18 protein-coding genes are annotated in these 19,460 nt (G+C 75.2%); 14 read left to right on the plus strand and 4 right to left on the minus strand.

Translation table 11 applies throughout. The features are described from left to right. Window positions 1–3 precede the first annotated feature (3 nt). The 11 genes from BLR12_RS05680 (at window position 4) to gcvP (ending at window position 11,689) form a co-directional block, all read left to right on the plus strand. Entirely contained in the window at window positions 4–2,079 is a 2,076-nt protein-coding gene (locus BLR12_RS05680) for an elongation factor G-like protein EF-G2 (RefSeq protein ID WP_091374768.1), read from the plus strand. Between the two features lie 108 nt (window positions 2,080–2,187). Beyond that, the gene (locus tag BLR12_RS05685; RefSeq protein ID WP_091374770.1) at window positions 2,188–2,838 is read left to right on the plus strand and encodes a CDP-alcohol phosphatidyltransferase family protein; all 651 of its coding nucleotides are present in this window, start codon (window positions 2,188–2,190) and stop codon (window positions 2,836–2,838) included. Further along, complete coding sequence (locus BLR12_RS05690) at window positions 2,835–3,767, plus strand: DUF881 domain-containing protein (RefSeq protein WP_091374773.1); 933 nt, start codon at window positions 2,835–2,837, stop codon at window positions 3,765–3,767. The genes BLR12_RS05685 and BLR12_RS05690 overlap by 4 nt, the downstream gene beginning before the upstream one ends. Before the next feature lie 2 nt (window positions 3,768–3,769). Continuing rightward, window positions 3,770–4,102 carry a small basic family protein gene (locus BLR12_RS05695; protein ID WP_091374776.1) on the plus strand — a complete coding sequence of 111 codons (333 nt, stop codon included), beginning with the start codon at window positions 3,770–3,772 and terminating at the stop codon, window positions 4,100–4,102. Then, complete coding sequence (locus tag BLR12_RS05700; protein WP_091374779.1) at window positions 4,099–5,001, plus strand: DUF881 domain-containing protein; 903 nt, start codon at window positions 4,099–4,101, stop codon at window positions 4,999–5,001. Before BLR12_RS05695 ends, BLR12_RS05700 begins: the two co-directional genes overlap by 4 nt. Before the next feature lie 42 nt (window positions 5,002–5,043). Further along, window positions 5,044–5,472: a glycine cleavage system protein GcvH gene (gene gcvH / locus BLR12_RS05705; protein ID WP_091374781.1), complete on the plus strand. Its 429-nt coding sequence runs from the start codon at window positions 5,044–5,046 to the stop codon at window positions 5,470–5,472. A 253-nt stretch (window positions 5,473–5,725) separates the two neighbouring features. Further along, entirely contained in the window at window positions 5,726–6,238 is a 513-nt protein-coding gene (locus tag BLR12_RS05710; RefSeq protein ID WP_012948792.1) for an oxoglutarate dehydrogenase inhibitor Odhl, read from the plus strand. A gap of 31 nt (window positions 6,239–6,269) precedes the next feature. After that, window positions 6,270–6,986 (plus strand): transcriptional regulator FtsR, encoded by a 717-nt coding sequence (locus BLR12_RS05715; RefSeq protein WP_091376453.1) that lies wholly within the window; start codon window positions 6,270–6,272, stop codon window positions 6,984–6,986. Between the two features lie 121 nt (window positions 6,987–7,107). Continuing rightward, window positions 7,108–7,602, plus strand: a complete 495-nt coding sequence (locus tag BLR12_RS05720; RefSeq protein WP_091374785.1) for a bifunctional nuclease family protein — start codon at window positions 7,108–7,110, stop codon at window positions 7,600–7,602. A 433-nt stretch (window positions 7,603–8,035) separates the two neighbouring features. Next, on the plus strand, window positions 8,036–8,557 hold the full coding sequence (locus BLR12_RS05725; RefSeq protein WP_255363385.1) for a MerR family transcriptional regulator: 522 nt from the start codon (window positions 8,036–8,038) through the stop codon (window positions 8,555–8,557). A 135-nt stretch (window positions 8,558–8,692) separates the two neighbouring features. Further along, window positions 8,693–11,689: an aminomethyl-transferring glycine dehydrogenase gene (gene gcvP, locus BLR12_RS05730; RefSeq protein WP_091374791.1), complete on the plus strand. Its 2,997-nt coding sequence runs from the start codon at window positions 8,693–8,695 to the stop codon at window positions 11,687–11,689. Between the two features lie 192 nt (window positions 11,690–11,881). On the opposite strand, the gene BLR12_RS05735 is transcribed toward gcvP, so the two are convergent. Both BLR12_RS05735 and coaA read right to left on the minus strand, forming a co-directional pair. Next, entirely contained in the window at window positions 11,882–12,244 is a 363-nt protein-coding gene (locus BLR12_RS05735) for a cupin domain-containing protein (protein ID WP_091374794.1), read from the minus strand. A gap of 444 nt (window positions 12,245–12,688) precedes the next feature. Next, window positions 12,689–13,651, minus strand: coding sequence for a type I pantothenate kinase (gene coaA / locus BLR12_RS05740; RefSeq protein WP_091374797.1), 963 nt, complete (start codon window positions 13,649–13,651; stop codon window positions 12,689–12,691). 123 nt (window positions 13,652–13,774) lie between these two features. On the opposite strand from coaA, the gene BLR12_RS05745 reads away from it, so the two are divergent. After that, window positions 13,775–14,596, plus strand: a complete 822-nt coding sequence (locus BLR12_RS05745; RefSeq protein WP_091374799.1) for a GNAT family N-acetyltransferase — start codon at window positions 13,775–13,777, stop codon at window positions 14,594–14,596. Here BLR12_RS05745 and BLR12_RS05750 read toward each other — a convergent pair. Further along, window positions 14,593–15,501 carry a class A beta-lactamase-related serine hydrolase gene (locus BLR12_RS05750; protein WP_255363320.1) on the minus strand — a complete coding sequence of 303 codons (909 nt, stop codon included), beginning with the start codon at window positions 15,499–15,501 and terminating at the stop codon, window positions 14,593–14,595. The two genes, BLR12_RS05745 and BLR12_RS05750, sit on opposite strands and share 4 nt — an antisense overlap. A gap of 129 nt (window positions 15,502–15,630) precedes the next feature. After that, entirely contained in the window at window positions 15,631–16,167 is a 537-nt protein-coding gene (locus BLR12_RS05755; protein ID WP_091374801.1) for a YbhB/YbcL family Raf kinase inhibitor-like protein, read from the minus strand. A gap of 170 nt (window positions 16,168–16,337) precedes the next feature. On the opposite strand from BLR12_RS05755, the gene BLR12_RS05760 reads away from it, so the two are divergent. Together BLR12_RS05760 and BLR12_RS05765 are read left to right on the plus strand one after the other, a co-directional pair. Next, window positions 16,338–17,072 carry an HAD family hydrolase gene (locus BLR12_RS05760; RefSeq protein WP_091374803.1) on the plus strand — a complete coding sequence of 245 codons (735 nt, stop codon included), beginning with the start codon at window positions 16,338–16,340 and terminating at the stop codon, window positions 17,070–17,072. After that, the gene (locus tag BLR12_RS05765) at window positions 17,069–19,432 is read left to right on the plus strand and encodes a glycoside hydrolase family 65 protein (protein ID WP_091374806.1); all 2,364 of its coding nucleotides are present in this window, start codon (window positions 17,069–17,071) and stop codon (window positions 19,430–19,432) included. Before BLR12_RS05760 ends, BLR12_RS05765 begins: the two co-directional genes overlap by 4 nt. The last annotated feature ends 28 nt before the right edge of the window (window positions 19,433–19,460 follow it).

Below are 19,460 nucleotides of genomic sequence, written 5' to 3' on the forward strand. Positions count from 1 at the left end.
GGCGTGGGCAAGGAGACCGTCGCCGCACCGAGCCCGCGGCCGGCCCGGAAGGTGCGCAACGTGGCCCTGGTGGGCCACGCGGCCGCGGGCAAGACCACCCTCGCCGAGGCGCTGCTGGTCGCCACCGGCGCGCTGACCCGCGCCGGCCGGGTCGAGGACGGCACCACCTGCCTGGACAGCGAGGAGGTGGAGGTCCGCCAGCAGCGCTCGGTGTCGCTCGGCGTGGCCACCGTCGAGCACGCCGGGCACCGCATCACCCTGCTCGACACCCCCGGCTCGCCGGACTTCGTCGGCGAGCTGCGCGCCGGCCTGCGCGCGGCCGACGCCGCGCTGTTCGTCGTCTCCGCCGTCGGCGGCGTCGACGCCACCACCGTGCAGCTGTGGGAGGAGTGCGCGGCCGTGGGCATGCCGCGCGCCGTCGTGGTCACCCAGCTGGACCGCCCGCGCGCCGACGTCGACGACGCCGTCCGCTCCTGCCGCACGATGCTGGGGGACGGCGTCCTGCCGATGCACCTGCTGCGGCGCGGCCCGGACGGCGCGGTCACCGGGCTGTGCTCCCTGCTCGAACCGCACCCGGACGCCGACGACCCGGACGCCGACCGCCTCCGCGCCGAGCTCATCGAGGGGATCATCGGGGAGAGCGAGGACGAGACCCTGATGGACCGCTACCTCGGCGGCGAGGAGCTCTCCGTCGCCGACCTGGTCGCGGACCTGGAGACCGCGGTCGCCCGCGGCCACTTCCACCCGGTGCTGTGCGCGTCCCCGCTGACCGGCGTCGGCGTGCCCGAGCTGCTCGACCTGCTGGTCTCGGCGTTCCCGTGCCCCGTGGAGCACGGCTGCCCGCCGGCCACCCGCCCCGACGGGAGGCCGGCGCCCGCGCTGTCCTGCGACCCCGACGGCCCGCTGGTCGCCGAGGTGGTCAAGACCACGACCGACCCCTACCTCGGCCGGGTCTCGCTGGTGCGGGTCTTCTCCGGCACCCTGCGCCCGGACACCCCGGTGCACGTCTCCGGCCACGGCCTCGCCGACCGCGGCCACCCCGACCACGACACCGACGAGCGGATCGGCGCGGTCTCCTCCCCGCTGGGCCCGACGTTGCGCCCGGTCGCGGCCTGTCCCGCCGGGGACGTCTGCGCCGTCGCCCGGCTCACCACCGCCGAGACCGGCGACACCCTCTCCTCGCCCGAGGACCCCCGCCTGGTCGCGCCGTGGGACCTGCCCACCCCGCAGCTGCCGGTCGCGGTCGAGGCGGCGTCCCGGGCCGACGAGGACCGGCTGGCCACCGCGCTGTCCCGGCTGGTCGCCGAGGACCCGACCGTCCGGCTGGAGCGCCGTCCCGACACCGGGCAGCTGCTGCTGTGGTGCGTCGGGGAGGCGCACGCCGAGGTGCTGCTCGAGCGGCTGCGCACCCGGCACGGCGTGGCGGTGGCCACGGTGCCGGTGCGGGTACCGATGGTGGAGACCCTCGCCGGGCCGGCGCGGGTCACCGGCCGGCACGTCAAGCAGTCCGGCGGGCACGGCCAGTACGCCATCGTCGTGGTCGAGGCCGAGCCCGGCCCGCCGGGCTCGGGGATCGTGTTCGAGCAGCGGATCGTCGGCGGCACCGTGCCCAGCCAGTTCCACTCCAGCGTGGAGAAGGGCATCCGCGCCCAGGCCGAGCGCGGGGTCAGCGGCGACCGGCCGATCGTCGACGTCCGCGTGACCCTGGTCGACGGCAAGGCGCACTCGGTGGACTCCTCCGACGCCGCCTTCCAGGCCGCCGGCGCCCTCGCGCTGCGCGAGGCCGCCGCCGCGGCCGGCACCCGGGTGCTCGAGCCGTGGTGCGAGGTGGCGGTGGTGGTGCCGGGGGAGTACGTCGGTGCGGTGATGAGCGACCTGTCGGGACGGCGGGCGCGGGTGACCGGCAGCGACGCCGACCCCGAGCGCGACCGGACGACGGTGCGCGCCGAGGTGCCGGAGGTCGAGCTGCTCGGCTACGCCGGGGCGCTGCGCTCGGTGTCGCACGGCACCGGGCACTTCAGCCGCCGGCCGCTGGGCCACGAGCCGGCACCGGCGTCGCTGACCGCCGTCCCGGCCTAGCGGACCGCCCGGTACCGCAACCGGGTGGACCCGGGAGTGTCGGCGGAGCCCGCCGTCGGCACGGGACACTAGCCTCAGGAGCCGGTGTCCAGCGGGTGCGGAGGTGTCGTGACGTCGTCCAACGGGCCGTCGGCCGCGGCCTCGGCCCGGCCGGGGGCGGGCGGATACACCGTCGCCGACCGCAACGAGCTGCCCGACCGCGTCTGGACGCTGCCCAACGCCCTGTCGGTGCTGCGGCTGCTCGGCGTCCCGCTGTTCCTGTGGCTGCTGCTCGGGCCGCAGGCCGACGGGTGGGCCGTGGTGGTGCTCATGGTCTCCGGGGCCACCGACTGGCTCGACGGCAAGCTGGCCCGCTCGCTGGGGCAGGCCAGCCGGCTGGGGGCGCTGCTCGACCCGGCCGCGGACCGGCTCTACATCGTCGCCACGCTGGTCGCGTTCGTGCTGCGCGACGTCGTCCCGCTGTGGGTGGTCGCCGTGCTGGTCGGCCGCGAGGTGGTGCTCGGGGTGGCGCTGCTGGTGCTGCGCGCCCACGGCTGGCCGCCGCTGCAGGTGCACTACCTGGGCAAGGCCGCGACGTTCATCCTGCTCTACGCCTTCCCGCTGCTGCTGCTGGCCGAGGGTGACGGGTCTCTCGCCGCGGTCGTGCAGCCGGTCGCCTACGCGCTGACCGCCTGGGGTGTGGCGCTCTACCTGCTCGCCGCGGTGCTCTACGTCGTCCAGGCCGCCGGACTGGTCCGAGCCGCCCGGTCCGCGCCGTGACCACCCTCCAGCGCGGGGGAGGACCACGGTCCCTGGGCGCCTCGCTGCTCGACCAGGTGCTCGCCGAGACCCTCGACCCCGCGTACGCCCAGGCCGCCCGGGCCCGTGCGGAGCGCGCCGCGGCCGGCGACCCGCCGCCGCCCCGGCGCCGCGGCCGGCTCGCGGTCGCCGCGGTGCTGGCCGTCGCCGGCGTGCTGGCCGCGGTCACCTACGACCAGGCCGCCGAGGGCGCGCAGGGCCGCGAGCAGGTGCGCGCGGCGCTGGTCGGGGAGGTGCAGGCCGAGTCGGAGGTCACCGACGGGCTGGCCGCCGAGCTGGAGACGGTCCGCGGCCAGGTCTCCGCCGCCCGGGACGCCGAGCTCGCCGCCACCGCCGTCGGCCAGCGGGCGCTGGACCGGGTGGAGGACGCCGAGCTCGCCGCCGGGGCGGTCCCGGTCGGCGGCCCCGGCCTGCTGGTCACCCTCGCCGACGCCGAGCCCGACGCCGACGCCGACCCGGTCGGGGGCACGGCGGAGGTCGACCCGCGCGGCCAGGTGCGCGACGGCGACCTGCAGCTGGTGGTCAACGCACTCTGGGCGGCCGGGGCCGAGGCGGTCAGCATCAACGACCAGCGGCTGGGCCCGACGACGGCCATCCGCTTCGCCGGCGAGGCGGTGCTGGTGGACTTCCGGCCGGTCACCAACCCCTACCTGGTCAGCGCGGTCGGCGACCCCCAGACGCTGCGCGAGCGCTTCCTGGCCAGCCCCGAGGTCGGCGCCCTCGCCGCCATCTCCGAGTCCTTCGGACTGCGTTTCGAGTTCGCCCAGGAGGACGAGCTGTCCCTTCCCGCCGGGAGCCCGCCCGAGCTCCGTTCCGCCGTCCCGGTGTCCGAGGTGCCGCCCGCCGTGCCCGCCGACGACGGGGCACCCGCGCCCGCCCCGGGGGGCTGACCGTGATCCCGATCCTCGGCCTGGCCGCCGGCATCCTGCTGGGCCTGGTCTTCGACCCCACCGTCCCGCTGTGGCTGCAGCCCTACCTGCCGATCGCCGTGGTGGCGGCCCTCGACGCCGTCTTCGGCGGCTTCCGCGCCCGGCTCGACGGGATCTTCGACGCGAAGGTGTTCGTCATCTCGTTCGTGTCCAACGTGGTGGTCGCCGGCCTGGTCGTGTTCCTCGGCGACCAGCTCGGCGTGGGCGCCCAGCTGTCCACCGCCGTGGTCGTCGTCCTCGGCATCCGCATCTTCGGCAACGCCGCCGCCATCCGGCGGCACGTGTTCCGGGCATGACCGGGCCGCAGCGCCCCGTGCCGGGGCCCGACGAGCCGCCGGTGGACGACGTCCACCCCGGGGACGACGCCCCGGACCTGGACGCCGCCGCCGAGCCCGACCGCCCCGCGGACCCGGACGTCCCCGCGGGCCCGGACCGCGCCGCCGACCCGGTCGTCCCGCCCGACGGTGAGCAGTCGGCGGCCGCGTCCCCCGCCCGCCCGCGACGCCGCCGCGACCCGCTCGCCGCCGCGCTCATCGGCGTCCTCACCCTGCTGCTCGGCTTCGCCTTCGCCGTCCAGGTGCGCACCACCGGGACCGGGGAGGACTACGCGAGCCTCCGCGAGGAGGACCTGGTGCGCATCCTCGACGAGCTCGACGCCCGCGAGGACCGGCTGCGCGAGCAGCTCGCCGACCAGCGCGCGGTGCTGCGCGACCTCAACAGCTCCGACAGCCAGTCCGAGGCCGCCGTGCAGGACGCCCGCGAGCGCGCCGAGGCCCTCGGGATCCTCAACGGCACCGTCGCCGCGCAGGGGCCCGGCCTGGTGATGACCGTCCGCGACCCGGAGGGCCGGCTGCGGGTGGCCGACCTGCTCGACGCGGTCCAGGAACTGCGCGGGGCCGGCGCGGAGACGATGCAGATCGACGGGGTCCGCGTCGGGGTGTCGACGGCGGTCACCGGCGGGCCCGGGCAGCTGCAGGTCGACGGCACCGCGATCGACAGCCCCTACGAGATCCGGGTCATCGGCTCCCCGCAGGACCTCGCGACCGCGATGAACATCCCCGGCGGCGTCGTCGACCAGATCGGCCGGCAGGGCGGCACCGTCGACATCGAGCAGTCCGACGCCGTCGTGGTCGACGCGTTGCGGCCGCTGGACCGCCCTCAATACGCTCAGCCCGACCCGGGCGACGGCGACTGACGCCGTGCCACCTTCCCTGCCTTCCCGCCGAGGAGCCGCCGCATGACCACCCCCGACGACCGCCGCTACACCGAGCAGCACGAGTGGGCCCTGCTGCTGGGCGCCGGGGGCCAGGGCGGCGGGCTGCAGGGCGGCGAGGGCACCGTCGTCCGGGTGGGCATCACCGACCACGCGCAGGACGCCCTCGGCGACATCGTCTTCGTGCAGCTGCCCGAGGTCGGCGCCCAGGTCACACCCGGCAACCCCATCGGCGAGGTCGAGTCGACCAAGTCGGTGTCCGACGTCTACTCGCCGGTCCCCGGCACGGTGACGGCGGTCAACGAGGCGCTCACCGACGCGCCGGAGACCATCAACGCCGACCCGTACGGGGCCGGCTGGCTGGTCGAGATCGCCGTCGCCGGCGACGGCGGGGACCCCACCGGGGAGCTGCTGGACGCCGCCGCCTACGAGGCGCTGGTCGCCGGCGGCTGACCGGCACCGTCCGCGAGGTCGCGGTCACTATGCTCCCCGTGAGGCGCCGTCGAGCCCGCTCAGCGGGCGCAGAGCCTCACCCTGTACGTTCGGTTGACCCTCGGGTCGGCCGCTGGTTCCATGACCCACGGCCCGCCGTGCCCGGCGCGGCGGCCGACCTTCGACGGGCCGCCCGGCCCGTCGTCCGCCGGCCGCCCGCGGCCAGACCCCAGGTCCGCGGCGGTGCCACCCCCCTGCACCGGAGGAGACAGACGTGCACTGCACTCGTTGTGGCCACAACAACCCCGAGGGCAGTCGCTTCTGCGCGCAGTGCGGCGCGGCGCTGTCCCAGGAGCGGATCGGGGAGTCCACCAGCGTCATCCCCAAGGTGGGTGGCGAGGACTCCGCCGAGACCCCCGAGGTCACCGAGGCCGACGCCCACGCCGGCGCGGTCGAGTCGCTGCCCGCGGGCTCGGCGCTGCTGGTCGTCAAGCGCGGCCCCAACGCCGGCAGCCGGTTCCTGCTCGACCAGGACGTCACCACCGCCGGCCGGCACCCCGACAGCGACATCTTCCTCGACGACGTCACCGTCAGCCGCCGGCACGTGGAGTTCCACCGCGAGGGCGGCGGGTTCTCGGTGCACGACGTGGGCAGCCTCAACGGCACCTACGTCAACCGCGAGCCGGTCGACGTCGCGACGCTGGCCGGTGGCGACGAGGTCCAGATCGGCAAGTTCCGCCTCGTCTACCTGACCGGTCCGCGCACGGGCGAGCCCGCCGGCGCGTGATCCGGCGCGCAGCCAGGAGGACGGGGTGAGCATGCCCTCCCGCGCGGACGCGTCCGGGGGGCCCGACGAGCGGCACGCGCCCCGGCTCACCATCGGCGAGGTGCTCACCGTGCTGCGCGAGGACTTCCCGGACGTCTCGATCAGCAAGATCCGCTACCTGGAGTCCGAGGACCTCGTCCACCCGCAGCGCACGCCGTCGGGGTACCGGAAGTTCTCCTCGGCCGACGTGGCCCGGCTGCGGTACGTGCTGGCCGCCCAGCGCGACCAGTACCTGCCGCTGCGGGTCATCAAGGAGCACCTCGAGGCGCTCGACCGGGGCGAGCCGCTGCCCGGCAGCACGCCGCCGGCGGCCCCGCCGCCGGAGGAGGAGCCCGACACCGGCAGCCTGACGGCCGAGCAGTTCGCCCGGGCGTCGGGGCTGGAGGCCGGGCAGCTCGCCGACTGCGTGCAGTTCGGCCTGCTCGCGACCGACGCCGACGGGCGCCACCCGGTGGCCGACCTGCCGATCGCCCGGGCCGCGGCCGGCCTGGCCCGGCACGGCATCGAGCCGCGGCACCTGCGCGTCTACCAGAACGGCGCCGAGCGGGAGGCCGGGCTGGTCGAGCAGCTGGTCGCGCCGGTGCTGCGGGCCCGCTCGGAGGAGGCCCGCAACCGGGCCACGGAGAAGCTGCGGGAGCTCGCCGGCCTGTCCGCGCAGCTGCACGGGGCCCTGCTCGAAGCGCGGCTCCGGGATCTCCTGCGCCCCTGACTCGGGCGTACCGTGGTCGCAGCCGGGTCCGAGTCCGGGGCCCGGCTGCGACCCCCGTCCACCAGCCGCCCGTACCGTTCCACCGCCCGATCCCCCGGGCCGCAGCTGAGGGAGCCCCACCGTGCAGGAACTCAGAGTCGTCGGTGTCCGGGTCGAGCTGCCCGGGAACCAGCCGATCCTGCTGCTCAAGGAGACGCAGGGGGAGCGGTACCTGCCCATCTGGATCGGCGCGGTGGAGGCGGCGGCGATCGCCTTCGAGCAGCAGGGCGTGCGCCCGGCCCGGCCGATGACCCACGACCTGCTGCGTGAGGTCGTCCGGGCCCTGGGCGCCACGCTCGAGGCGGTCAACATCACCGAGATGCGCGACGGCATCTACATCGCCGAGCTGGTCTTCGGCGACGAGCGCGTGGTGAGCGCCCGGCCCTCGGACGCCGTCGCCCTCGCCGTCCGCACCGGCGCCCCCATCTACGGCGCCGAGGACCTGCTCGACGAGGTCGGCATCGAGATCCCCGACGAGCAGGAGGACGAGGTCGAGAAGTTCCGCGAGTTCCTCGACCAGATCTCCCCGGAGGACTTCGGCGCCGGCTCCGGCTCCGGCGGTGGCGGCCCCGCCTGAAGAAGGACCACCGTTCCCCCCCACGCCTCACAGGTTCGGCGCGGGTCCCTGGACGGTGGCCGTTCCAGTCCGTCACCTGGGCCGCCGCGCGGGGCGCGTGTGACTGCTGTGACGGCAGGTGCGGGAGCGGCGTCGTGGGCCGGTTCGCGGCCCGCTCCGGGTCAAGCCGGGCGCGCGGCGCGCCGATACCCCTCCGATGGGTGAGTGCCGCGACACGCCGCCCTCCTCAGTTGACCCACCCCAGGGCCCGGCTTACGGTCGGCGAACAACAGCGGTGGAAGTCCTGGGACGCGACGCGGCAGCCCGCCTGCGGCGACACGACCTCCGGGCCCCACCGCGGGGGACCGCGGCGACCGCTGCGGGAGCAGAGGAGGACGCTGACGTGAGCGACCAGAGCAACGGCTCCCAGGGTCAGCTCTTCAGCGACGCTGCCGTGGGCGCGCCGTCCTATGACGAGGTCGACAGCGACCTCGTCGGGTACCGCGGCCCGACGGCGTGTGCCGCTGCCGGCATCACCTACAGGCAGCTCGACTACTGGGCCCGTACCGGTCTGGTCGCCCCGTCGGTGCGCAGCGCCACCGGCTCGGGCACCCAGCGGCTGTACTCCTTCCGCGACATCCTGGTGCTCAAGGTGGTCAAGCGGCTGCTGGACACCGGGGTCTCGCTGCAGAACATCCGCAAGGCGGTCGACCACCTGCGCAACCGCGGCATCAAGGACCTCGCCAACGTCACGCTCTTCTCCGACGGCGCCACGGTGTACGAGTGCACCTCCGCCGAGGAGGTCGTCGACCTGCTCGCCGGCGGGCAGGGCGTGTTCGGCATCGCCGTCTCCGGTGCGCTGCGCGAGCTGTCCGGCGAGCTGGCCGAACTGCCGGCCGAGCGCATCGACGGTGCCCCGCTGCACGCCGCGGACGACGAGCTCGCCCTGCGCCGCCGCCGCCGCGCCGCGGTGTGATCCGTCGTCCTACCGGACGACACCGAGATCCCCAGAGGTCCCGACGAGGAGCGGACGCAGCGGCTCACCGTAGCCGGGAACGGCACCCGGTCGCGGTGTCGGCCGGCAGGCCGACGTTGAGGTAGCGTCGTCGTAATGGCGGACCGAGCCCCCGAGCCCCTGCCCTCACTCGCCTCGCTGGACCCCGCGGGGTCCTTCGTCGCCCGGCACATCGGCCCGCGGCCCGAGGAGACCGAGGCCATGCTGGCCGCCGTCGGCCATCCGACGCTGGAGTCCCTGGTCGACGCGTGCGTGCCCGAGGGTGTCCGCGAGCGCGCGCCGCTGGACCTGCCGCCGGCCGCCGACGAGTCGACCGTGCTGCGGCTGCTGCGCGAGCGCGCCGAGGCCAACGAGGTCTTCACCTCGATGATCGGGCTGGGCTACTCCGGCACGGTCACCCCCGCGGTCATCCAGCGCACCATCCTGGAGAACCCCGCCTGGTACACCGCCTACACGCCCTACCAGCCCGAGATCAGCCAGGGCCGCCTCGAGGCGCTGATCAACTTCCAGACGATGGTCGCCGACCTCACCGGCCTGCCGGTGGCCGGCGCCTCCATGCTCGACGAGGCCACCGCGGCCGCCGAGGCGATGACCCTGGTCCGCCGCGCCGGCCGCAGCACGTCGGACGCGGTGTTCGTCGTCGACGAGGACACGCTGCCGCAGACCCTCGCCGTCCTGCGCACCCGCGCCGAGCCGCTCGGCATCGGCCTGCACGTCGCCGACCTCTCCGCCGGCTGGCCCACCGACCTGCCCGAGGCCGGGGCGTTCGGCGTGCTGCTGTCCTACCCGGGGGCCAGCGGCGTGGTCCGTGACCACCGCACCCTGGCCGCCGCCGCGCACGAGGCCGGCGCCGCGGTCGTCGTCGCCGCCGACCTGCTCGCCCTCACCCTGCTCGAGGCGCCGGGGGAGTGGGGCGCCGACGTCGCCTGCGGCAGCTCGCAGCGGTTCGGCGTCCCCATGGGCTACGGCGGGCCGCACGCCGGTTACCTGTCGGTGCGCGAGGGCCTGGCCCGGCAGCTGCCCGGCCGGCTGGTCGGTGTCTCGGTCGACGCCGACGGCGACGTCGCCTACCGGCTGGCGCTGCAGACCCGCGAGCAGCACATCCGCCGCGAGAAGGCGACCAGCAACATCTGCACCGCCCAGGTGCTGCTCGCCGTGATGGCCGGGGCCTACGCCGTCTACCACGGCGCGGAGGGGCTCACCGCCATCGCCGCCCGGGTGCACCGCAGCGCGCAGACCCTCGCCGGCTGGTTGCGCGCCGGGGGAGTGGACGTCGTCCACGACCGGTTCTTCGACACCGTGCAGGCCCGTGTGCCCGGCCGCGCCGCCGGGGTGGTCGCCGCCGCGGCCGACCGGCGGATCAACCTGCGGCTGGTGGACGCCGACACCGTCGCGGTCGCCTGCGACGAGACGACGACGGTCGACACCCTGCGCCTGGTCGCCGGGGCCTTCGGGGTGACCGCGGACGACGCGACCCTGGACGACGCCGCTGCTGACGCGCTGCCGGCCGGACTGCGCCGCCGCACCCCGTTCCTCACCCACCCGGTGTTCTCCGCGCACCGCTCGGAGACCGCGCTGCTGCGCTACCTGCGCTCGCTGGCCGACAAGGACCTCGCGCTGGACCGCACGATGATCCCGCTCGGCTCCTGCACGATGAAGCTGAACTCCGCGGTCGAGATGGCCGCCATCACCTGGCCGGAGTTCTCGGACCTGCACCCCTTCGCCCCGGCCGAGCAGGCCCGCGGCTATCGGCAGCTGATCGACGAGCTGTGCACCGCGCTGGCCGAGGTGACCGGGTACGCCGCGGTCAGCGTCCAGCCCAACGCCGGATCGCAGGGCGAGTTCGCCGGGTTGCTGGCGATCCGCGGCTACCACCGCTCCCGCGGGGAGGCACACCGCGACGTGTGCCTCATCCCGTCCTCGGCGCACGGCACCAACGCCGCGAGCGCGGTCATGGCCGGGATGCGGGTCGTCGTCGTGGCGTGCGACGAGGCGGGCAACGTCGACGTCACCGACCTGCACGCCAAGGTCGACCAGCACGCCGACCGGCTGGCCGCGATCATGATCACCTACCCGTCGACGCACGGGGTCTTCGAGACCGAGGTGCAGGAGATCTGCGCGGCGGTGCACGACGCCGGTGGGCAGGTCTACGTCGACGGTGCCAACCTCAACGCGATGGTGGGCCTGGCCCGGCCCGGCCGCTTCGGCTCCGACGTCAGCCACCTCAACCTGCACAAGACCTTCTGCATCCCGCACGGCGGCGGCGGCCCCGGCGTCGGCCCGATCGGCGTCCGCGAGCACCTGGTGCCGTTCCTGCCCGGCCACCCACTGGTCGACACCGGCGGGCAGGGCCCGGCGGTCTCGGCCGCGCCGTGGGGGTCGGCCGGCATCCTGCCGATCTCCTGGGCCTACGTGCGGCTGATGGGCCCCGACGGGCTGACCCGGGCCACCGAGCAGGCGATCCTGGCGGCCAACTACGTCGCCGCCCGGCTGCGCGAGCACTACCCGGTGCTCTACACCGGCGCGGACGGGCTCGTCGCCCACGAGTGCATCCTCGACATCCGGCCGCTGACCAAGGCCACCGGGATCACCAACGACGACATCGCCAAGCGGCTGGTCGACTTCGGCTTCCACGCCCCGACGATGAGCTTCCCGGTCGCCGGCACGCTGATGGTCGAGCCCACCGAGAGCGAGGACAAGGGCGAGCTCGACCGCTTCGTCGACGCCATGGTCGCCATCCGCGGGGAGATCGAGAAGGTCGCCACCGGCGAGTACGACCGCACCGACAACCCGCTGCGCAACGCGCCGCACACCCTGGCCATGGTGGCGGGGGAGTGGGGCCGGCCGTACCCCCGCGAGGTCGCCGTGTACCCGGTGCCCGCGCTGCGCGGGCGGGGCTACCTGGCGCCGGTGCGCCGGATCGACCAGGCCTACGGCGACCGCAACCTGGTCTGCTCCTGCCCACCGCTCGAGGCGTTCGCCGAGCCGGACCCTGCCCCCGGCCCGGCGGCGCACGTCCCGGACCGCGCCGAGGGCGCGCCGGACGACCTCGGGACGGCAGCCGACGCCGTCCCCGCGGGCGCCCGGGCCTGACGAGCCCGAGGGGCTGCGGCGCCGGTCCACCGACCGGCGCCGCCGCGCGCGGCCGCCCTCCCTTCGACCGTTATCCCCAACTGACGGTCCATGGGCGATCCCCGGGCGGGCCGTCGTCCGGGGAAGGAGCACTCCGCCCCGACCGGCCGGCGTCCCTGCGGTGACCACCGGCGTCGGACCGGACCGGTCGGTTCAGCCCTTGGCGTACGTCTCCGCCGTCTTGCTCTCGAACTCCAGCGCCACGAACGGTTCGTCGCCCACGACCCAGGCGTCGTGGCCGGGTTCCAGCCGGTAGGCGTCACCGGCGCGGATGTCGGCTTCCGCGCCGTCGGTCGCGGCGATGTGGATCGTGCCGGAGACGACGTACCCGAGGTGCGCCGCCTGGCAGGTGTCCGTCCCGGCCACCGGCTTGATGCAGTCCGACCACCGCCAACCCGGCTGGAGGGTGAAGCGACCCACGGTGGCGTCGCCCAGGTGCACGACGCCCATGACCGTCTTGTCCGGGGTCCGCGACTCGTCCGGGTGGTCCATGCTCTTCGTCTCGATGCTGGCCATCGCTGGTCGCCTCCTGCTCGTCGGGAGGAGTGGAGATGACCGGGCAGCGCCCCGCACGGCGCGACCGAACGGGATGCCCCTGCCGCGTCGGGCGAGGATGTCCGGTCCCGTGAACTGTCCGCGCTCCGCCTACGACGGTCAACGGGTGGAGTCGTGCGAGCGGCCCATCGCGCCGACGCCTGCGGGGGGCCGGCCGGGATCCGTGCCGGTGCGGCGCGCACTCGTGCACGTGGTCGACGACCTCTCCGCCACAGGGCCTCTCCGCCACAGGGCCTCGCCGGAATCGCCGGGGAGGGGGCGCGAGCACGGTGTGCTGCCGCAGCGGTGGCGGCGGAGTGGTCACCGACGGGCGCCCGGAGGACGCCTCAGCACATACTACCGTTATGCCCAACAAACCGGCAGATCACTGCAAGGGAAGAACTCCATCGATCGGGGAGCGGGCCCTCAGATCTTCCGGAGCAGGACCCGGCGGACCTCGTGGTCGGCGGCCTTCTGCAGCACCAGCCGCGCCCGGGAGCGGGTCGGGGCGATGTTGTCGCGCAGGTTGGGGCCGTTGACCGCCGCCCAGATGCCGAGAGCGGTCTCCCGCGCCTGCTCGTCGGTCAGGTCGGCGAAGCGGTGGAAGTAGGCGCTGGTATCGGCGAACGCCGTCCGGCGCAGGGCGAGGAAGCGCTCGACGTACCAGCGCTGCAGGTCGGACTCGGCGGCGTCGACGTAGACGGAGAAGTCGAAGAAGTCGGAGAGGAACACCTCGGGCCCGCTGCCGTCGGCCCGCCGGCCGGCCTGCAGGACGTTGAGCCCCTCCAGCACGAGGATGTCGGGCCGGTCGACGACCTGCCGTGCACCCGGCACGACGTCGTAGGCCTGGTGGTCGTAGAGCGGTGCGCTGACCTGGCCGCGACCGGACTTCACGTCGGCCAGGAAGCGCACCAGCGCCCGCCGGTCGTAGCTCTCCGGGAAGCCCTTGCGGCCGAGCAGCCCGCGGGCCTCCAGCTCGCCGTTGGGCAACAGGAACCCGTCGGTGGTCACCAGGTCGACCCGCGGGCTGCCCGGTCCGGCGGTCAGCAGGGTCTGCAGCAGCCGGGAGGTGGTGCTCTTGCCGACAGCGACGCTGCCGGCCACCGCGATGACGTAGGGCACCTTCGCCGTGGAGTCGCCCAGGAACTCGCTCTGCGCCGCCCACAGCCGCCGGCTGGCCTCGACGTGCAGCCGCAGGAGGCCGGCCAGCGGCAGGTAGACCGTCGCGACCTCGTCCAGGTCGATGCGGTCGCCGAGGCTGGCCAGCGACTCCAGCTGCGCGGCGTCCAGGGGCAGCGTGCTGCCCGCGGCGAGCGCCCGCCACGAGTCGCGGTCGAAGACCGCGTACGGCGACACCTGGGGCCGCGCCGCTGCCGTCACGCCGACCATCCCGCTCGCGTCACGTGTCCATCGTGCCGTCACGGCCCGGAGCCTCACCCGCCCGGGTGGGTGGGCGGCGCCCGGACGCCCGGGAGGGCGGACGCCGTCCCGCGGCCCGTCTAGGGTGCCGGTGTGTCCCTGCCCTCCGGGCTGCTCGAGCGCATCGAGCAGTACTTCGCCGCGGCGCCGCTGCCGGATGCACGCGTGCAGACCGCCGGCGGGCTCGACGTCCCGGTCGGCAGCCCCGCCTGGCCCTACCCGGCGCGGCCGCGCCCGGGGGCGCCGGTGACCGCCGACGACGTCCGCGCTGCCGTGGCGCTGCAGGAGGCCGCGGGCCTGCCCGTGGCGCTGGAGTGGATCTGCGAGACCGCGCCCACGGTGGAGGCCGCCGCCCGGGCCGTGGGCCTGACCGTCGACTCCTCGCCGCTGCTGGTCGTCGCCGATCCGGTCGACCTGCTGCTGCCCCACGGCGTGCGGCTGTACCTCGTCGGCGCCGACGACCCCGAGCTGCCCCGCTACGAGCGGCTGGTGTCCATCGCCTTCGCCAACCCCGGGCCGCGCTCGCAGGCCGGCGGTGCCGGCGTCGGCGTGGCGCTGGGCTCCCCGCGCACCGCGGTGCTGCGCGAGCGGATCGCGACCGGGCGCACCGTCATGATGGTCGCCGTCGAGGACGGCGAGCCGGTCGCGGTCGGCACCCACCACCCGGTGGACGTCGACGGTGCGGAGATCACCGAGATCGCCGGCGTCGCGACGCTGCCTCGGCTGCGCGGCCGCGGCCTGGGCGCGGGGCTCGCCTCGGCGCTCACCGCGCACGCCCGCGAGACCGCCGACCTGGTGTTCCTGGTGGCCGGGGACGACGACGTGGCCCGGGTCTACGAGCGCACCGGTTTCGCGTGGCTGGCCACCGTGGGCGTGGCCGACCTGCCCGGTGGCGTGGTGCCGGACGCCGGTTAGGCCGGGACGGCCGCGGCGGCCGCGTCCAGCGCCGTCCTCGCGCCGCCCCAGCCGACCGACGACGGCACCTCGCTGAGCAGCACGACCACCCGCTCACCGACCAGACCGACCGAGTGCAGGTGCCGCTGCCCGCCGAGGCAGCACATCCAGCCCTGCTTGACCGCGGCGCCGGGCAACGTGCCGAAGGCGCCGAACTGCTGGTCGAAGCCGTCGGCCGCGATCGGGGTGGCGGTCCGCATCCAGTCCTGCAGGAGCGCGGCGTCCTCCGGGTGGGCCACCACCGGCAGCCGGACCAGGAACCAGGCCAGGTCGGCGGCGGTCGTCATGGTCTCGCCCCACTGACCCCAGCGCGCCGGCGGTGAGGTGGCGGACAGGCCGTACCGGGTGGCGACGTCGCGCACCATCCGGGCGCCGTCGAAGCGCACCCAGAAGTCCGAGGCGGCGGGGTCGTCGGAGCTGCGGATCATCACCTCCAGCTGCGCCCGGTCGTCCGGGGTGAGGGTGATCGCGCCGGTGCGGGCGCGGTGCAGCAGGTCCTCGGCGAGGAAGAGCTTGACCATGGAGGCGGTCGGGAACGGGCGGTCGGCGAGCTCGTTGCCCGCGGTGTGTCCCAGCACCCGCGCGCTCCGGGCCTCCGCGGCGCGGATGGACACGTCGGTCAGGCGCTGCTCCTGGTGGGCGACCACGACCGCCAGCGTGCCGGCGTCGCCGTAGGCGGCGGTCACCGCCGGGACGATCTCGGCGGGGGCGATCTCGGCGGGGGCGACGTCCACGTCGGCGACCGCCGGCCGGGGTGCCACGACCCCGGCCAGCAGCAGCACGAGCAGCAGGACGACCGGCGCGGCCGGGGACCCAGTCCTGCGGGGATGCGCCGGGCCGACCCGGTGCACCCCCGACGTCGCCATGAGGTCATCGTCCGCCCGGCAGGTGACGGGTGCGCAAACGCTCAAGCACCTGCTGGGTGTCGTGCGCGAAGCGCAGCGGCGCGGTGGCCGACCGTCGCGAAACGGCCCGGGGCCGTTCCCCCGTTCGGGTCAGGCCTGCTCGTAGGTGCCGACCAGCACGGCCCGGGCGAGGGTGTGGCTGAACAGGTTGAAGCCGAGGAAGGCGGGGGTGGCGTCGGCGGTGACGTCGAGCCGCTCGACGTCGACGGCGTGCACCGCGACGAAGTAGCGGTGCGGACCGTGACCGGCCGGGGGAGCGGCCCCGACGTAGCCGGCGATGCCGGCGTCGTTGCGCAGCTGCACCGCGCCCTCGGGGAGGCCGCCGTCGGAGGCGCCGCTGGGCAACTCGGTGACCGACACCGGGATGTTGGCCACCGCCCAGTGCCAGAAGCCGCTGTGGGTGGGGGCGTCGGGGTCGTAGACGGTGACCGCGAAGCTCCGCGTGCCCTCCGGGAAACCCGACCAGGACAGCTGGGGCGAACGGTCCTCACCGCCGGCGCCCATGACACCGCTCACCTGCGGGGCGGGCAGCGGCGCACCGTCGGTGACGTCGGTGCTGGTCAGCTCGAAGCCCGGCACCTGCGGCAGGAAGTCGTAGGGGCTGGGCGGCGTCGGGCGGTCGGCCATGGACGTGGTCTCCTCGGGATCGCGGGCGGAGCGGGGCGGGCTGCCCCCGGGCTGACCCTAGGAGGACCCCGTCCTCCCCGCCCTCCGTGGGCCCGGGGCGGGGCCGCGCCACGGTGAGCAGCGGGTTTCCGACGACGCGGGCACCGGCGGACGCCGGTACCGTCGCAGCCGTGCTCGGTCTCCCCGGCTCGATCCGGGCCTGCCTGTTCGACCTCGACGGCGTCCTCACCCGGACCGCGACGGTCCACATGGCGGCGTGGAAGCGCACCTTCGACGAGTTCCTGCGCCGCACCGACCCCGGGGCCGGCGAGTTCACGCAGGCGGACTACAACCGGTTCGTCGACGGCAAGCCGCGGCTCGACGGGGTGCGCGACTTCCTCGCCAGCCGCGGGATCACCCTGCCCGAGGGGACGCCGGACGACCCGCCCGAGGCCGCCACCGTGCACGGGCTCGGGCTGCGCAAGAACCAGCTGGTGCACGCCGAGCTCGCCGAGCACGGCGTCGAGGTGTACCCCGGCTCGGTCCGCTACCTGCGGGCGGCCAAGGAGGCGGGCCTCGCGACGGCGGTGGTCACCGCGTCGCGCAACGGCGCCCAGGTCATCGAGGCCGGCGGCTTCGCCGACCTGATCGACACCCGCGTGGACGGGGAGGTCGCCGCGGCGCAGGGACTGCGCGGCAAGCCCGCCCCCGACACCTTCCTCGCCGGTGCCCGGGCGCTCGGGGTGCCGCCGGCGGCGGCGGTGGTGTTCGAGGACGCGCTGGCCGGGGTGGCCGCGGGCCGGGCCGGCGACTTCGGCTACGTCGTCGGCGTCGACCGGGTCGGGCAGGCCGACGCGCTGGCGGCCTCGGGGGCGGACGTCGTCGTGCAGGACCTGGCCGAACTGCTCGACGGGGAGGCGTCGTGACGGAGGGGCGGCCGCACTTCCCGATCGAGCCGTGGTCGCTCACCGAGACCGGCCTGGACCACGCCTCCCTCGCCGTCCACGAGTCGGTGTTCGCGCTGTCCAACGGACACATCGGCATGCGCGGGTCGTTCGAGGAGGGCGAGCCGGTCGTCGTCCCGGGCACGTACCTCAACGGCTTCTTCGAGGAGCGGCCGCTGCCCTACGCCGAGGTCGGCTACGGCTTCCCCGAGCAGGGGCAGACCGTGGTCAACGTGACCGACGGCAAGCTGGTGCGGCTGCTGGTCGGCGACACCCCGCTGGACCTCGACTACGGCGAGATCATCGAGCACCGGCGCACGCTGGACCTGCGCCGCGGGCTGCTGCGGCGGACCACCGAGTGGCGCTCGCCGAACGGGCGCGAGGTGACGGTGACGAGCACGCGGCTGGTCTCGCTGCGCCGCCGGTCGATCGCCGCCATCGAGTACACCGTCGAGTGCAACGACGGGCAGGGCGACCTCTACATCGCGCTGCAGTCGGACCTGCTGGCCAACGAGCCCAGCGACAGCGGCTCGGAGAGCGACGACCCGCGCGCGGCCGCAGCGCTGGCCCGGCCGCTGGCCAACGAGATGGCCGTCGCGCGCGGCCAGCGGGCGGTGCTGGTGCACCGCACCAAGCGCTCCCGGCTGCGGATGGCCGCCGGGATGGACCACGTCGTCGAGGTGCCCGACAGCTCCACCACCGACATCGAGGCCACCGACGACCTCGCCCGGTTCACCCTGGCCGCCCGGCTGCCGCAGGGCCGCTCGGTGCGGCTGGTCAAGTACCTGTCCTACGGCTGGTCCTCCCGCAGGTCGGCGGCGGCCCTGCGCGACCAGGTGGAAGGTGCGCTGGCCACCGCCAAGCTGGCCGGGTTCGAGCGGCTGCTGCGCGAGCAGCGGGAGGTGCTCGACGAACACTGGCAGCACGCCGACGTGGAGATCGAGGGGGACGACGAGCTGCAGCAGGCGGTGCGGGTCGGCGTCTTCCACCTGCTGCAGGCCGGCCTGCGCGCCGAGCGCCAGCCGATCCCCGCCAAGGGGCTGACCGGCCCGGGCTACGACGGGCACACCTTCTGGGACACCGAGACCTACGTGCTCCCGGTGCTGACCTACATCGCCCCGGCGGCTGCCCGTGACGCGCTGCGCTGGCGGCACTCGACCCTCGACCTCGCCCGCGACCGGGCCCGGGAGCTGGGCCGCAGGGGTGCGGCCTTCCCCTGGCGCACCATCCGGGGTGAGGAGACGTCGGGCTACTGGCCCGCGGGCACGGCCGCCTTCCACATCAACGCCGACATCGCCGACGCCGTCGTCCGCTACTACAACGCCACCGGGGACGAGGAGTTCGACCGCGACCACGGCGCCGAGCTGCTCATCGAGACCGCCCGGCTGTGGGCCTCGCTCGGCCACTTCGACGACGAGCACGGGTTCCGCATCGACGGCGTCACCGGGCCCGACGAGTACACCGCCGTCGTGGACAACAACGTCTACACGAACCTCATGGCGCAGCGGAACCTGCGCGAGGCGGTCGCGGCGGCGGAGCGCCAGCCGGAGGTGGCCGGCCGGCTCGACGTGACCGGGGAGGAGACCGCGCTCTGGGAGCGGGCGGCGGCGCTCATGGCGGTGCCCTACGACACCCGGCACGGCGTGCACATGCAGTCCGACGCCTTCACCCACCACGAGGAGTGGGACTTCGAGGCCACCCCGCCGGACTGCTACCCGCTGCTGATGCACTACCCGTACTTCGAGATCTACCGCAAGCAGGTGGTCAAGCAGGCCGACCTGGTGATGGCGCTGCACCTGCGCGGGGACGCCTTCACCCACGAGGAGAAGGTCGCCGACTTCGCGTACTACGAGGCGCGGACGGTGCGGGACTCCTCCCTGTCGGCCACCCAGCAGGCGGTGGTGGCCGCCGAGACCGGCCACCTGGCGCTGGCGTACGACTACTGGGGCGAGGCCACCCTGACCGACCTGCAGAACCTGCACGGCAACTCCGGGCACGGGCTGCACATCGCCTCGCTGGCCGGCGGCTGGACGGTCGCGGTGGCCGGGTTCGGCGGGATGCGCGACCACGACGGGCGGCTGGCGTTCGCGCCGCGGCTGCCCGAGCGGATCACCCGGCTGCGCTTCCGGCTCAACTACCAGGGCCGGCTGCTGGTGGTCACCGTGGAGCCGGACCGGGCGACCTACCGGCTGACCGAGGGCGACCCGCTCGACGTCCACCACCACGGCCGGCGGCTCACCGTGACCGAGGAGGAGGTCTGCGCCGACATCCCGCCGGCGCCGCACGTCGAGCCGGTGCGCCAGCCGCACGGAGCGGCCCCGCGGCGTCGCGGCCGCGGCTGAGAAGAGGACCCCCTCGCCCCCCACCGCT

The organism is Geodermatophilus sp. DSM 45219 (assembly GCF_900104025.1).
Classification (GTDB): domain Bacteria; phylum Actinomycetota; class Actinomycetes; order Mycobacteriales; family Geodermatophilaceae; genus Geodermatophilus.

Excerpts from the sequence above, each read along its gene's own strand:
- BLR12_RS05700 (WP_091374779.1), top strand. The coding sequence starts at position 4,099 with ATGACCGGGCCGCAGCGCCCCGTGCCGGGGCCCGACGAGCCGCCGGTG.
- gcvH (WP_091374781.1), top strand. The coding sequence starts at position 5,044 with ATGACCACCCCCGACGACCGCCGCTACACCGAGCAGCACGAGTGGGCC.
- BLR12_RS05715 (WP_091376453.1), top strand. The coding sequence starts at position 6,270 with ATGCCCTCCCGCGCGGACGCGTCCGGGGGGCCCGACGAGCGGCACGCG.
- gcvP (WP_091374791.1), top strand. The coding sequence starts at position 8,693 with ATGGCGGACCGAGCCCCCGAGCCCCTGCCCTCACTCGCCTCGCTGGAC.
- BLR12_RS05735 (WP_091374794.1), bottom strand. The coding sequence starts at position 12,244 with ATGGCCAGCATCGAGACGAAGAGCATGGACCACCCGGACGAGTCGCGG.
- coaA (WP_091374797.1), bottom strand. The coding sequence starts at position 13,651 with ATGGTCGGCGTGACGGCAGCGGCGCGGCCCCAGGTGTCGCCGTACGCG.
- BLR12_RS05750 (WP_255363320.1), bottom strand. The coding sequence starts at position 15,501 with ATGGCGACGTCGGGGGTGCACCGGGTCGGCCCGGCGCATCCCCGCAGG.
- BLR12_RS05755 (WP_091374801.1), bottom strand. The coding sequence starts at position 16,167 with ATGGCCGACCGCCCGACGCCGCCCAGCCCCTACGACTTCCTGCCGCAG.